11 protein-coding genes and 1 pseudogene are annotated in these 14,309 nt (G+C 64.5%); 8 read left to right on the top strand and 4 right to left on the bottom strand.

Annotated features, from left to right (window positions below; translation table 11 throughout):
- The first annotated feature begins 80 nt into the window (after window positions 1-80).
- The 4 genes from A7G45_RS16960 to A7G45_RS16975 all read left to right on the top strand — a co-directional run bounded on the left by A7G45_RS16960 (window position 81) and on the right by A7G45_RS16975 (window position 4,145).
- On the top strand, window positions 81-860 hold the full coding sequence (locus tag A7G45_RS16960) for a DKNYY domain-containing protein (RefSeq protein ID WP_260938735.1): 780 nt from the start codon (window positions 81-83) through the stop codon (window positions 858-860).
- Complete coding sequence (locus A7G45_RS16965; RefSeq protein ID WP_260938738.1) at window positions 857-1,291, top strand: hypothetical protein; 435 nt, start codon at window positions 857-859, stop codon at window positions 1,289-1,291. Before A7G45_RS16960 ends, A7G45_RS16965 begins: the two co-directional genes overlap by 4 nt.
- A gap of 40 nt (window positions 1,292-1,331) precedes the next feature.
- The gene (locus tag A7G45_RS16970; protein WP_260938740.1) at window positions 1,332-2,555 is read left to right on the top strand and encodes an MFS transporter; all 1,224 of its coding nucleotides are present in this window, start codon (window positions 1,332-1,334) and stop codon (window positions 2,553-2,555) included.
- A gap of 156 nt (window positions 2,556-2,711) precedes the next feature.
- Entirely contained in the window at window positions 2,712-4,145 is a 1,434-nt protein-coding gene (locus tag A7G45_RS16975) for a glyceraldehyde-3-phosphate dehydrogenase (RefSeq protein ID WP_260938742.1), read from the top strand.
- A 96-nt stretch (window positions 4,146-4,241) separates the two neighbouring features.
- Here A7G45_RS16975 and A7G45_RS16980 read toward each other — a convergent pair whose 3' ends face one another.
- A complete protein-coding gene (locus tag A7G45_RS16980) occupies window positions 4,242-4,916 on the bottom strand; it encodes a TetR/AcrR family transcriptional regulator C-terminal domain-containing protein (RefSeq protein WP_260938745.1) in 675 nt (224 codons plus the stop codon).
- Between the two features lie 99 nt (window positions 4,917-5,015).
- On the opposite strand from A7G45_RS16980, the gene A7G45_RS16985 reads away from it, so the two are divergent.
- The 3 genes from A7G45_RS16985 (at window position 5,016) to A7G45_RS16995 (ending at window position 9,596) form a co-directional block, all read left to right on the top strand.
- Entirely contained in the window at window positions 5,016-6,029 is a 1,014-nt protein-coding gene (locus A7G45_RS16985) for an NADP-dependent oxidoreductase (protein WP_260938748.1), read from the top strand.
- Window positions 6,030-6,033: 4 nt separating this feature from the next.
- Complete coding sequence (locus A7G45_RS16990) at window positions 6,034-7,152, top strand: Rv3169 family protein (protein ID WP_260938750.1); 1,119 nt, start codon at window positions 6,034-6,036, stop codon at window positions 7,150-7,152.
- 113 nt (window positions 7,153-7,265) lie between these two features.
- Complete coding sequence (locus A7G45_RS16995) at window positions 7,266-9,596, top strand: arylsulfatase (RefSeq protein ID WP_260938752.1); 2,331 nt, start codon at window positions 7,266-7,268, stop codon at window positions 9,594-9,596.
- Here the strand turns inward: A7G45_RS16995 and A7G45_RS17000 are convergent.
- A complete protein-coding gene (locus A7G45_RS17000; RefSeq protein ID WP_407667535.1) occupies window positions 9,587-10,153 on the bottom strand; it encodes an NAD(P)H-dependent flavin oxidoreductase in 567 nt (188 codons plus the stop codon). The two genes, A7G45_RS16995 and A7G45_RS17000, sit on opposite strands and share 10 nt — an antisense overlap.
- Here A7G45_RS17000 and A7G45_RS17005 point away from each other — a divergent pair.
- Window positions 10,154-11,298 (top strand): IS3 family transposase gene (locus A7G45_RS17005; protein WP_407667536.1). Its coding sequence is split into 2 segments (ribosomal slippage): window positions 10,154-10,418 and window positions 10,418-11,298, totalling 1,146 coding nucleotides; the frame shifts between segments, so codons are not numbered across the junction.
- Window positions 11,299-11,356: 58 nt separating this feature from the next.
- On the opposite strand, the pseudogene A7G45_RS17010 reads toward A7G45_RS17005, so the two are convergent.
- A pseudogene (locus tag A7G45_RS17010) lies at window positions 11,357-11,815 on the bottom strand (nitronate monooxygenase); the annotation flags it as partial.
- Window positions 11,816-12,056: 241 nt separating this feature from the next.
- Window positions 12,057-14,207, bottom strand: coding sequence for a P-loop NTPase fold protein (locus A7G45_RS17015; protein ID WP_260938755.1), 2,151 nt, complete (start codon window positions 14,205-14,207; stop codon window positions 12,057-12,059).
- Window positions 14,208-14,309 lie beyond the last annotated feature (102 nt).

The raw sequence follows: 14,309 nt of genomic DNA on the forward strand, positions 1-14,309 counted from the left end.
GGAACACCCACCAATAGATAGATGCGCGGCCACCTTCTTTGTGCGAACGTCTAATCCGGGGACAGGCAGGAGGTGGGTTGGTGCGTAAGTTGATCGCCGCGCTGGCTGTGTCTGCACTGGTCCTCGTGCCTGCCTGTAGCCCCAAGGTCGTCGGCGGCTACTACGTCGAGGACGGCAAGGTCTACTGGACCGGCGGCATCGACTCGTCGCCCCGGGAAGTGGCCGGCGCGGACCCCGATTCGTTCCACAAACTCTCCAGCGGCTACGCACGGGACAAGTCCCACGCCTACTACCGCGGGGCTCAGATCGCCGGCGCCGACGTCGCCACTTTCGACTGGCTGAACCACGGCTGGGCCAAGGACCGCAACCACATCTGGGCCGGCACCCAACCCCTGAGCAGCGACCCCGAGCACTTCGTGATGATCAACAGCGATCTGGCGAAGGACGGTTCGGGCGTGTTCTGCAAAGACAGGGAGATTTCGGACGACCCAGCGCACTTCGAGATCGTGCGCTTCTCCCCCGACGACCGAAACCTGGACTACACCAAGGACATTCGGACGGTGTTCTATCGGTGTGCGGCGATCCCCGGGGCGAACGCGGCAACCTTCCGGCGGCTCAACGACAGCGTCTTCAACTACGCGGTCGACGATCAGCGGGCCTACTACCAAGACCGGGCGATCGACGGCGCCGACCCACACACGTTCCGCGTGCTGTACGACACCGCCAACGAAGGCTGCGCCGCCGACGCACGGCATGCGTACCGCTGGGACACCGTCATCCCCAATGTGAATCCGCGTGACTTCCCACCAGGCAAGCCGGTGACCGGATGCGACGCGACACAGGTTACGTTCGGGCCATGACGGGCGCCAAGAAGAAACTGGGTATCGCGGCAGTGTGTGTCCTGGCGCTGGCGGCCCTGGCCGTGATCGCCCTGAAGACACATGGTTTCGGTCTCGTAGGGCCAGCGCCGCGCCAGGCTTCGGACGTGGCTCAGGACAGGTGCGAAGCCGATGTGCGTAAGCAATTGGCAGCACCCGGGTCAGCCAAGCTTTCAGGTGTGCGCGCGGTGGCCGGCGCACTGGAGGCGGACGGCCAGGACATGTTCGCTCTCATGACCGACGAACCGCTCAAAGGCGTTGACCACGCGCGCATCACGGTGTGGAACGTGTCAGGAACCGTTGAGGCCCAAGCCGAAGCCGGCGGCACGATTCACGATCCCTTCACGTGCCGCGCCTATTTCGTCGACGGCAACCTGGCCGACACCCTGGTTCTGTTCGACCACGCGCATTAGCCGGACGGACGAACGTCGGCCCAACGTGCAGAATCAGGGCGTGACCCGCCGACCGCTCAAGCCCTGGCATTTCGTCCTCGTCTTCGGCGTGGTGAGCCTGCTCGCGGACATGGTGTACGAGGGCGCCCGCAGCATCATCGGTCCCTACCTGGCCACCCTCGGCGCGTCGGCCGCCATCGTCGGATTGGTCGCCGGTGCAGGGGAATTCATCGGCTACGGGCTACGGGTTGTCGCCGGCTACGCCGTGTCACGGACGCAGCACTACTGGGCCTGGACGATCACCGGCTACGCGCTGACGGTGCTGAGCGTTCCGTTGATCGGTGTCACCGGCTCGCTCGTACCGGCTCTACTGCTGTACGGCACGGAGCGCCTCGGCAAGGCAGTGCGCTCACCGGCGAAAGACACGCTGCTCTCGCATGCGTCGACAAGCACGGGTCGTGGCAGCGCGTTCGGCGTTCACCAGGCCCTCGACCAGACCGGCGCGATCGCCGGGCCGCTGCTGTTGGCGGCGGTGCTCAGCGCCCATGCCGGCGACTATCGGCTGGCGTTCGGGGTACTCATCGTCCCCGGTGTACTGGTGCTGGGCCTGCTCGGCTGGCTCCGGTTTCGCGTTCCCGACCCCCGTGACTACGAGCCGGCACACGAGGAGTCCACGGCTACGGAAGCCGCGTCCGGCGACACCGCAGCGGCCCAGCCCGCCGGCGCCAGGTCAGCGCTGCCGGTCCAGTTCTGGCAGTACGTCGTCGCCATCGGCCTGCTCTCCTGCGGCGTCGCGTCGTTCCCGCTACTGGCCTTCCACGCCCAGCGCACCGGGCTCCTCACCGACGCCCAGGTACCGATCCTGTTCGCGGTCGCGATGGCCGTCGACGGCGCTTCGGGCCTGGTGATGGGCCGGGTCTATGACAAGCGCGGACCGGTCACCCTGCTCGCCGTTCCCATCGCCGCCGCGCTTTCCGCGATCGCCTTCACCGGCGACCGCACCCTGGTCTGGGTCGGCGTCGCGGTCTGGGGCGTCGTCAACGGGGTGCTCGATTCGACGGTCAAGTCGGTGGTCACCGAGCTCGTCCCGGCGAACCTGCGGGCCATCGCGTTCGGCCGGCTGTCCCTGCTGCGTGGTGTCGCGCTGCTCGTCGCGGGCGGCGTGCTCGGTGCCGTCTACGACATCTCCCCCGTGTACACCATCGCGCTCATCGTGGTGGCGAACATCGCGGCGCTCGCCGGACTGGTCCCGGTTTTGCGACGGATTCAGCCGGCCATTCAGTGAGCGCCCAGCGTGGCGGCTTAGATAAGCCCTGTTCGGGCAGCTGTCAACCCCTACGTGCCCTGCCAGCGGGAGCAACCTGCAGAGCCGGAAATGCCGATCGCTAACATGAATGCGCTGCTCAGCGCGATCGGCCAAGCGACCCGTAGGACAGATGAGTTGAATACACCAGAACTTGCCAATTGGAACACCCAGGAAGCCCTGGCGGAGGCGATGATTCCGATCGTCGGCACTCTGCACCGCACGCGCGGCGTCACCGTCCTGCTGCACAGCCGGTCGCTGGTGAACAAGTCGGTCATCAGCATCCTGCGCACGCATCGCTTCGCCCGGCAGATCGCCGGCGAAGAGCTGTCGGTGGTCGAGACCTTCCCGTTCCTGGAGGCTCTGGCGAACCTGGACCTTGGTCCGGCCAAGATCGACCTCGGCCTGCTGGTGCACGCGTACCGCGCCGACGAGCGCGGCCTCTCGGTCGCCGACTTCGTCGCCGACGCGCTTTCCGCGGTCACCGGTGACAACAAGGGTGAGCCGCAGTGCCCGCGTGATGTGGTGCTCTACGGCTTCGGCCGGATCGGTCGCCTCGTGGCGCGGCTGCTCGTCGAGAAGGCCGGTGGCGGCAACGGCCTGAACCTGCGGGCCGTCGTGGTTCGCAGCGGTGGCGCCGACGACCTCAAGAAGCGCGCATCCCTGCTGCGCCGCGACTCGGTACACGGGCACTTCAACGGCACCATCAAGGTCGACAAGGAGAACAACCTCCTCATCGCCAATGGCAACGTCATCAAGTTCATCTACGCCAACGACCCGTCCGAGGTCGACTACACCGAGCACGGCATCAACGACGCCATCCTCATCGACAACACCGGCAAGTGGCGCGACCGCGCGGGCCTCGAGCAGCACCTGCGTCCGGGCATCTCGAAGGTCGTCCTGACCGCACCGGGCAAGGGCGACGTGCCGAACATCGTGCACGGCGTGAACCACCTCGGCCAGGACGTCAGCCAGCAGATCTTCTCGTGCGCGTCGTGTACCACCAACGCGATCGTGCCGCCGCTCAAGGCGATGGACGAGAAGTTCGGCATCATCCGCGGCCACGTCGAGACGGTCCACTCGTTCACCAACGACCAGAACCTGCTGGACAACTACCACAAGGCCGACCGTCGTGGCCGTTCGGCGCCGCTGAACCTGACGATCACCGAGACCGGTGCCGCCTCGGCCGTCGCCAAGGCCCTGCCCGAGCTCAAGGCCAAGATCACGGGTAACTCGATCCGCGTTCCCACCCCCGACGTCTCGATCGCGATCCTGAGCCTGCAGCTCAAGAAGGAGACGACGAAGGAAGAGGTGCTCACGCACCTGCGCGAGACGTCGCTGTCGGGTCCGCTGAGCCGCAACCTCGACTACACCGCCGCGACCGACGCCGTGTCGAGCGATTTCATCGGTTCGCGTGCCGCGTCGATCATCGACGCGAACGCCGCCATCGTCGATGGCGACCAGGCGATCCTGTACTGCTGGTACGACAACGAGTTCGGTTACTCGTGCCAGGTGGTCCGCGTCGTGCAGTTCCTGTCGGGTATCGAATACCCGACGTACCCGCGCAGCTGATCCAACTTCCGCCGAAACGGCATTCCGGCAGGCAGGTTCTCGAACTTGTTCTGCTGGAATGCCGTTTCGGCGTTTGTGGTCCGTGTGGCGTTGCGGTCAGGGTTCGGGTGGCAGGCCGTAGTGGGCCGCGATCCCACCCAGTAGCAACGTCATTCGATGTTGGAAGGCCTCGTCGCCGAACGGGTCGTCGCCGGATGTCGCGATGGCACGCAGCGTCGGGTACTCCGAGGGCGGGCGCGCGTCGGTGAGCTCGAGGATCCGGGCCAGCCACGGTTGCCCACCCTCGGCGTAGAGATATTCCCGATGGGCCTCGGTGACGCTGCCGACCGCCATCGTGCTCACCGATGCCAACACCGCGAGGGCGTCGCTCGGCGACAAGCCTTGCGCGGCAAGCGCTTCGACCGCCTCCGCGGTGTATTCCATCTCGACGTCGTGGCCGACGGCTCCGCTGACGAACTTCTCCACCAGCGCGGGTTCCGACGCCAGCACGGTCCGGATGTAGGACGCATAGTCGCGTAGCCACGTCGCCCAGTGCCCGCCGGTGTATCGCGGCGGGGGCGAGTTCGTCAGGGCACTGACGGTGGCCAACCGCAGCAGGTCGTGCTGGTTCTTCACGTGATGGTAGAGCCCGGGCAGGCTGACACCGAGATGCTCGGCGACCCGGCGCATGGTGGCGTTCTCGGTACCGATCTCCAAAACCGCTGCGGCAATGGCGCTCTGGTCGATGCGCGGCGGCCTCCCGCGGCGGGGTGCTGCGTTGGGCACGCTCATCCGACCCTCCTGGCGACCACTTTCACATTCGGGGTTGACGATAACCGAGGCGACTTTTAATAATCAATATGAAAAATCGCCTCCCATAGAAACGACACGATGAACCGAGATAACCGTCAGGTCCTGCTGCGCCGCCGTCCCGATAGGCTGGTCTCCCCCGACGACACCGAGATGGTGACGGCGCCCGCTCCGGTCCCCGCTGAGGGCGAGGCGTTGCTCCGGACGAGGTATGTCGGCATCGACGCCGCCGCCCGGACCTGGCTGGACGGCGAACCCGGTTACCTCCCGGCGCTGGAACTCGGCGAGGTGGTGCGGGTGGCCGGTATCGGCGAGGTCGTCGAATCACGCTGTGCCGCATATAAAGTCGGCGACCTCGTCACCACCCTGACCGGGCTGCAGGACTACGCGATCATCCGCGACGACCTGTTCAGCACGCCGGTGGTCGGGTACACCGATCCCCTTGCGGTGATGTCGATCTACGGGCCCACCGGAGCGACCGCCTACTTCGGCATGACAGGCGTCGGAAAACCCCAGCCCGGCGAGACGGTCGTCGTGTCCGCCGCGGCCGGCGCCACCGGCTCGGTCGCCGGCCAGATCGCCAAGATCGCCGGCGCTCGCGTTGTCGGCATCGCAGGCGGTCCGGAGAAGTGCCGCGTCGTGGTCGAGGAGTTCGGCTTCGACGCCTGCGTCGACTACAAGGCCGACGACTTCCCCGCCGCTTTGAAGGCGGCCTGCCCGGGCGGGATCAACGTCTACTTCGACAATGTCGGCGGCGACATCCTCAATGCGGTGCTGGGCAACCTTGCCCACCGGGCTCGCGTGGTCATGTGCGGCATCATCACCACGTACCTCAACGGTGATCACCCCGGTCCGTCCAACTACGTGAACCTGCTCGCCACGGCCTCGACGATGCAGGGCTTCATCGCGCTCGAAGAGTGGGCACGCTTCGACGAGGCCTTCGCCGCGCTGAGCGGCTGGGAGCAGCAGGGCCTGCTGGTGCATCGCGAAACCGTCTACGACGGACTGGAATCCAGCATCGACGCACTCAACGGCCTGTTCACCGGAGCCAATATCGGCAAGATGCTGGTGAAGATCAGCGAGCCGGGGAGCTGACACCGTGCTGACTCCCTTCGACGACTATCCGATCCACGCCTCGGCCGACCCGGTGGGCGTGCCGGCCAGCGGCGACCCCAACCACTACGACCGCTACTGGTTCAACGGCCACCAGCGCGATGGCGACTTCTACTTCGGTGCGGCCATGGGGCACTACCCCGTTCGCGGAATCATCGACGCCGCCTTCAGTGTGGTGAAAGACGGTGTCGAGCATTCGATCTTCGGGTCGGGAGCGATGCCGTTGGACCGGTCGGCGACCATCGGCCCTTTCCGCATCGAGGTGCTCGAGCCGCTGCGCACCATCCGCTACGTCGTCGACTCCAACGAGCACAACATCTCCTGCGACCTGACTTTCCGCGCCACCACGGTGGCCGTGGAGGAGCCACGTCAGCAGCGACGCACCGCTGAAGGCATCGTGCTGACCGACCACACCAGGCTCACCCAGTGGGGGTCGTGGGAGGGGACGATCACTGTCGACGGCGAGGATCTGGCGGTCACGGCTGGTGACGTCCCGGGGACGCGGGATCGCTCGTGGGGTATCCGGCCGGTCGGCGAGCAGCTGCCGATGTTGCGGCAACCCATGCCGTTCCAGGTCTTCTGGCTCTGGGCGCCATTGCATTTCGAGGATCGGTTCACCCACTACGCGTTCCACGAGCACGAAGACGGGCGACGATGGCTCGAGACCGCCGAGATTCTTGATCCGCTGCCGGCCGGTGCCGCGCCGTGGAGCCGGGTCGGCGTACGCGAGTGCTACGACATCGGCTACGAACTCGACTGGGAGCCCGGGCGGCGCGAGATCCGGCGTGCCCATCTGTGGTTCACCGACCCCATCGAGGGTGAGACCCACATCGAGCTGGAGAAGCTCTACACGTTCCGGATGCGCGGCATCGGCTACTGGCACCCGCACTGGGGACACGGCTCCAACCATGGGCAGTACGAAATCGGCCGGGAATCAATCCGTTTGGACGATTTCGACCCGACCGACTTCACGTCGCTGCATCTGCAGAACGTCGTGAAGGCCACCATGGGTGCGCGCACCGGGATTGGCGTCGTCGAACAGATCGCCATCGGTCCGCACACGCCGTCCGGGCTGACCGGTTTCCTGGACGGCTACCGGGGCTGAGTTTTCCCGGCGCTCACCACGCCCCGCTGACGCGACCGTCAGTGACGTGCGGCACAGTAGACGGCACGTTCGGGGAAATCCGCTTGCGGTCATTCGCAGAAAGAGGGGTCGAGTTGTCTGACACAGGTGTGGTGGCGCCGGTACTGCCCGGCGGTGGTGTGTTGCCGTTCCCACCGGTTCCGTCCGCCAGCATCGCGGGCAGGACGCTGCAGGAGTCGACGTACCAGCCGCGCGCCGTTCCCAAGCACCTGCACGACGACTCCCCCAACATCGTCATCGTCCTCATCGACGATGCCGGTCCGGGCCTGCCATCGACGTTCGGCGGCGAGGTGACCACCTCGACACTGGACCGGGTGTGCGCTGAAGGCGTTTCCTACAACAGATTTCACACCACCGCGATGTGCTCGCCGACCCGGGCCTCGCTGCTGACCGGCCGCAACCATCACGAGATCGGCAACGGACAGATCGCCGAACTCGCCAATGACTGGGACGGGTACGCGGGCAAGATTCCGCGGTCCAGTGCCACCGTCGCGGAAGTGCTCAAGCAGTACGGTTACACGACGTCGGCTTTCGGCAAGTGGCACAACACCCCGGCCGAGGAGACCACCGCGGCTGGTCCGTTCGAAAACTGGCCCACCGGTTTGGGTTTCGAGTACTTCTACGGGTTCCTCGCCGGTGAGGCGTCGCAGTACGAGCCCAACCTGGTCCGCAACACCACCGTCGTCGCCCCGCCGAAGACTGCCGAAGAGGGCTACCACCTGTCCGAAGATCTGGCGGACGACGCGATTTCGTGGCTGCGGCGACACAAGGCGTTCAACGCCGACAAGCCGTTCTTCATGTACTGGGCCAGCGGCTGCCTGCATGGCCCGCACCACATCATGAAGGACTGGGCAGACAAGTACGCGGGCAAGTTCGACGACGGCTGGGATGCCTACCGGCAGCGGGTATTCGAACGCGCGAAGGACAAGGGCTGGATCCCGGCCGACTGCGAACTCACCGAGCGCGACGAGCAGCTGCCCGCCTGGGATGACATCCCAGAGGACGAGAAGCCGTTCCAGCGGCGCCTGATGGAGGTCGCCGCCGGGTACGCCGAGCACGTCGACGTTCAGGTCGGCCGGATCACCGACGAACTCGAAGCGCTGGGCTACGCCGACAACACACTGTTCCTGTACATCTGGGGCGACAACGGTTCCTCGGGCGAAGGCCAGAACGGCACCATCTCGGAATTACTGGCGCAGAACGGAATTCCGACGACCGTCCGTCAGCACATCGACGCCCTCGATGAGCTCGGCGGGCTCGATGTCCTGGGTTCTCCGCTGGTCGACAATCAATACCACGCGGGCTGGGCGTGGGCCGGGTCCACGCCGTACAAGGGCATGAAGTTGATGGCCTCGCACCTGGGCGGCACCCGCAATCCGCTGGCGGTGCGGTGGCCGGCGAAGGTGGCGGCTGATCCGACGCCGCGCCCGCATTTCCTGCATTGCAATGACGTCGTGCCGACCATCTACCAGGTGGTCGGGATCGAACCGCCGCGCACCGTGTCCGGGGAGGCGCAGATGCCGCTGGCGGGTGCGGGTTTCGCGCAGACGCTGGTTGATCGGGATGCCCAGGGCGGCAAGAAGACTCAGTACTTCGAGATCATGGGCAGCCGGGGCATCTACCACGACGGGTGGTTCGCCGGCGCGGTCGGACCGCGGCTGCCGTGGATCCCCGGCCTCCCGCCCGGCATGGCAACCTGGACCCCCGACCAGGACGCCTGGGAGCTGTACCACCTGGACCAGGACTGGACGCAGGCCAACGACCTCGCGGCGCAGATGCCTGAGAAGCTGGCCCAGATGCGCGAGATGTTCGCGATCGAGGCGGCGAAGAACGCGGTGCTGCCGATCGGTGGCGGCTTGTGGGTGCCGGTGTATCACCCCGAGCTACGGATCGCGCCGCCGTTCAAGGAGTGGGAGTTCTCGGGCGACATGATCCGGATGCCGGAATTCTGCGCGCCCGGGCTGGGCAACAAGAACAACGTGGTGACCATCGACGCGGATATCCCGGAGGACGCGTCCGGCGTGCTGTACGCCCTTGGCAGTGGCGCGGGCGGGTTGACGTGCTACTTCGAAAACGGCCAGGTGCGCTACGAGTACAACCTGTTCATCCTGCAGAAGACGAAGATCCGGTCGGACGGCGTGGTCGCGCCAGGGCGCCACACCATTACCGTGACGACCCAGTACGCCGAGCCACGTGCCGGCGGCCCGCTGGACATCGTCATCGCGGTCGACGGTGAAACAGTGGCCTCGGGCGAGGTTCCGATCAGCGCCCCGCTGCTGTTCACCGCGAACGACTGCCTCGACATCGGCACCTGCCTCGGCTCGCCGGTGTCAATGGACTACCGCGAACGCGCACCCTTCCCGTTCGAAGGCCGCATCCACGGCGTCCACGTCGCCTATACGTAGCCCGCGGTCCGGGTTGCCGTGGCGGACAACACGTCACGGCAACCGCGCCACATCTCGCTGATGATGTCTGCGGCGGGCCGGAGGTCGTCGATGCGGCCGGCGACCTGACCGGTGTTGGCCACGCTGGCGTCGAGGTCGCCGTCAAAGTACAAGCGCTGCACACGTTCCAGCGCTGACGTACCCGGCGTCCCCTCGGCGTCCATACGCTGGGCTGCCGGAGTACGGATGACGCGCATCATCCTGCGGCCGCCGAGTGGCAGCAGCACGGTCCCGTTGTCATCGGCGTCGAGCACCGCTTGTTTGAAGTTGGCGTGCACGGGTGAATCGGCGCACGCCAGCAGCCGGGTGCCCATCTGCACGCCCTCGGCCCCGAGCACCATGGCCGCAGCCATGGACCGCGCGTCGCAGATGCCGCCCGCCGCCACGATCGGCACGTCGACATGATCGGCGATCAGTGGCAACAGCACCATGGTGGATGTGGCGTGTTCCCGCTGAATGAGTCCAACCCGTTTTAGAGTCCTGTGGCCCGATGTCGGGCCAGAAGGGACGATGAACACATGGCTGGTCGGAAGCGGAATTCCGCGGAGGACATCGTGCGCAAACTGCGCCGGGCAGATGAGCTGGCTGCCGAGGGCAAGACTGGCGAGGAGATCGCCGCCGAGCTGCAGGTCTCGCCGGCCACGCTGTACAACTGGCGGCGCACCTACGGCGGCATGGACACCGATGCCGCCAAAGAGCTCAAAGAGCTGCGCGAGCAGAACGGGCGCCTCAAGCGGCTGCTGGCCGAAGCCGAATTGGAGAAGGACGCGTTGCGGGAGGTCGCGAAGGGAAAATTCTGAGCCCAGCTGCCAAGCGCCGCGCCGTGGACATGCTCAAGGAGACGTTGAGTATGTCGGAGCGGCTGGCGTGCAAGGCCGTTGGGCTGGCCCGCTCCACCTACCGCCGCCTGCCGTTGGCGCAGACCCCGACCGATCCGGACGCCGAGATGAGGGCCTGGCTGCGCGCCTACGCCACCAAACATCCCTGCCACGGGTTCCGGCGCGCCTGGGCGACACTGCGCTACGACGAGCGCCGTGAGGTCAACAAGAAGAAGATCCACCGGCTGTGGCGCGAAGAAGGCCTGCAGGTCCGTGTGCACAGTCCGCGGAAGCGGGCGGGCATCTCCTCGGTGCCGCCGATCATCGCCGATGCGCCGAAGGTGGTGTGGGCGATCGACTTCCAGTTCGACTCCACCATCGACGGTAAGGCCATCAAGATCGCCTCGATGATCGACGAGCACACCCGCGAGTCGCTGCTGAACCTGGTGGAGCGTTCGATCACCGGCGAGCGCCTGGTCGAGGAATTGAAGAAGGTGTTTGCCGCTAATGGTGGCCCGCCGAAGGTGCTGCGCCTGGATAACGGACCGGAGATGGTTTCTCAAGCGCTGCAACGGTTCTGCGAGAACAGGACCGGAATGGTGTACATACCGCCGGGCTGCCCGTGGGACAACGGCTACATCGAATCGTTCAACAACCGGCTACGCAAGGAGTGCCTCAACCGTAATTACTGGAACACCCTGTTCGAGGCCCGCGTGGTCATCGGCGACTTCAAGCACGAGCACAATCACCGACACCGCCACTCGGCACTGGGCTACCGCACGCCAGCCGAGTACGCTGCTGCCTGCCGGTGCACCCACACCCCGGTGGCCTGCAGCATCACCTGAGAACGGATAAAACCAACCCGACTCTATGACCGGGTGGACTCAGTAACGGGGACTCGCCAGATGCACCGAACCGGTTCTTGAAGCCGCCACCTTCCACGCCTTCGACCACGAGGCCGTCGACTCCGGCGTCGACGGCCTTCTTGGCGTCGGCGAGTGTCCCCACCACGTGGAATACCGTGATGCCGGCGTCGTGCAACCGGTCGGCGAACATGCCGGCGTCCCCGGCGGAGGTGGTGACGAAACGGATCTGGTTCTCGACCAGGATCTCCACCATCTTCGGATCACGGTTGAACAGCAGCGCGATGTTGGCCCCGACGGGGCGGTCGGTCAGGTCGCGCACCCGCCGCAGATCGGCACGGCCCTGCTCCGACGTCGTCTCGATGATGCCCAGTCCGCCCGCGTTGGACACCGCCGCAGCCAGCTGGGCGCCGGCGATGAACGTCATGGGCGCCTGGATGATCGGAATTTCGGCCCTGGTCAATGCGCATACGCGGTTGGGATGTTCGGGCCGGGTCATCAACCGACGGTATCAGCGGGGCTGCTCACTAGTTGGCGCCTCCGGGTGGCTGCCGCCGACGACATCTAACACGACCAATACGGCAAGGTTCCGCACCTCGCTTCACGCATTGGTTCACTAGCGACGAGCCGAACTTGTGCGCCCACGCGAACTGATGCATCGGGGGTGACTCAACCCAGATACACACGGCCAAGGCATCGATGCAAATGTCCCTCGATCCACAGTTTGACTGACGATCTAGCTACGTCTCGTGCTGCAGCGCACGGACGACTGCGCCGGCGGGGTATGCGAGGCGTCCGACCGATGGGATCCATTCTGCCCAAGTAGTAATTGCGCTCGGGAGCGAAATCCCTTGTGCGGCTGCGGCCGTCGTGATGGTGCCGAGTGCACTCGATAAGCGAAGCCAGGCTGCACGCCGTACGGCCAATTGCGATTCAGCGAGGTCGTCGGTCCTAGCCGGATCTTCGAGAATCGCTGGAAGTCCGTTGATGAATTCATGCCACGTCGACGCTGGTGCATCACTAGCAGTGCGGTGCAACTCGCGCAACAAGGTTGCGCATTGTTCTGGATACCCGATCAGAGCCGCGAGCAAAATCAATGCTGGACGCCGAATCGCTCCGGTCGACGGCAGGCCTTGTAGCCTGCGAATCGAGGTTAGGAGGGCGTAGCTGTTTACCAGGCGCTTCACGGACCGCGGTGTGGTGATGAGCGGCGGCCCTAGCAAACGCATCAAGTGCAGTTCGTCTTCACCAAACGCAAGGGGATCAACGCGATCAGTAGCCCGAGGCGTCGGTAGCTCGTCTGGGGGCGCAACATTGAACGGTTGTCGACTCAAATCAAGAAATGATTCTGTCGAGCCAGTTCGCACCGATGCATGGTCATCGCTCAGGTCGTTGATCGGCTCGGGAATTTGGCGATTGATGTTGACCAGGTTATCGAGAAGCGCGCTATAGCCGGCAGTTTCGAGCGGAGCAATGTTCAGGATTATCTGGAAGATCTTGTCGAGGTACTGTGTCGGAGTAGAAGCCCAGCGTTCAACCCCTCCGGAGTGAGGTTCTTCTGTCAGCACATCTCGGTAGTGCACCGCCACGGCACGGTGCAGCCATCGCGGATCGACAGCTAGGACTACCACAAACAGTTCCGTCGCGAGCATGAGGTGAACCGCCTCCAGAACCTCGACGACGCGTTTTGGCGGGCATCGATCCAAATCGTCAATGTAGAGCACGATTCGATCGATCTGTGGCAGTTCATCGCCGACGACGTCATTCAGCCGAAATTCCGATCTGTCGTGGGCTAAGAGCTTCGACATGCGTTCGAAATCCTCCCGAATCTCGGTCATGAGGCCAAGAGACTCCCGGTATGTCTTGTTGGTTGCCCGTTCCGCAACCAAGCCCGCGAGCTGTCCTGCCGCAGTGAGATCGCGTAACTCATTTTCGAGAGTGATGATGGTCGCTTCGCTCACTGACAATGCGAGCTCGACATCACGATTTAGCGATGCCGTGAGGTTGCGCGCTGCCTCACGAATCTTTGTTGCAGCATCGCGACCTCTCCTCAATTGAGCCTGTAGAGCAGCAAGGTGCGGCGAAACGAGGTTCCAGTATCCGACGCCGAGGACGAAAGTACTTGCAATTCCGCCAGCGACCTTGCCAGGTAGTGCGGGACTGAACGAGATGACGACTACGAGAATAGCCAGCGCGAGCCCGGCAACTATTCCAACCCGCCACCACGGTATCGCCCGAGCCACCCGTGTTATTTGACCGCGGCGGAACTTCGCCCATTCAAGCGCCGCGTCGAGTGCCGTCTGAAACTCGGAGGCCAGATCTGGATCAATAGCGACTAGCGCTTCCTTAAGCTCAGCTTTGTTCTCGCGAGAAAGCTTCTCAAAGCTATTCCGTGACGCAGCAGATTTCAATGCACTGCATCGATCCTTCTCCGCTGCAATCCGTTCCGGAAGCCTACGGTCCGCAATAATCTCCGAGAGCAGACGTGACTGTTGACGCTGATCTTCAGCTATGCCATCGCTGCGACCACCGCGAGCGCCAAGCTGACCAAATATTTCAGAGACAATACTCGCCCACAAATCCGTTTCCGAATAGTGCCATGCGTTGAATCGAACTTGTCGAACATGCTGGTGTCTATTCATGGCATCTGCAAACGCTGGCGCATCGCTCTCGACAAATTCGGAAGCACGGGCAACTTCCCGGTGAAGCAACCCCATAAAGTGACTCTTACCTTCGCCCCACTGGCCAAAGATCCCAACCGCCAGTGGTGGGCGGGCCGTCCGGGAAGTGATGAGTTCCGCGAGGGCAGCCGCATCGGCCTGGCGATCGAGTACATCGATATCCTCGACCGAACCAGCCGTGTCAGAATGGTAGTCCGGCCTTGCGCTCACAAGGGTCTCGGTCTGGACTTCCCATATGCCTACACAGGTGTCATCGCTACCCGCAAGGACTGCTTGTCCATCGGCTAAACCCCAAGCACCCCAATATAGATT

It is taken from the genome of Mycolicibacterium llatzerense, assembly GCF_025331195.1.
In the GTDB taxonomy this organism is placed as follows: domain Bacteria; phylum Actinomycetota; class Actinomycetes; order Mycobacteriales; family Mycobacteriaceae; genus Mycobacterium; species Mycobacterium llatzerense.

Bases quoted from the DNA above. Each gene is read 5' to 3' on its own strand.
- A7G45_RS16965 (WP_260938738.1), top strand. From the start codon at position 857: ATGACGGGCGCCAAGAAGAAACTGGGTATCGCGGCAGTGTGTGTCCTG.
- A7G45_RS16980 (WP_260938745.1), bottom strand. From the start codon at position 4,916: ATGAGCGTGCCCAACGCAGCACCCCGCCGCGGGAGGCCGCCGCGCATC.
- A7G45_RS16985 (WP_260938748.1), top strand. From the start codon at position 5,016: ATGAACCGAGATAACCGTCAGGTCCTGCTGCGCCGCCGTCCCGATAGG.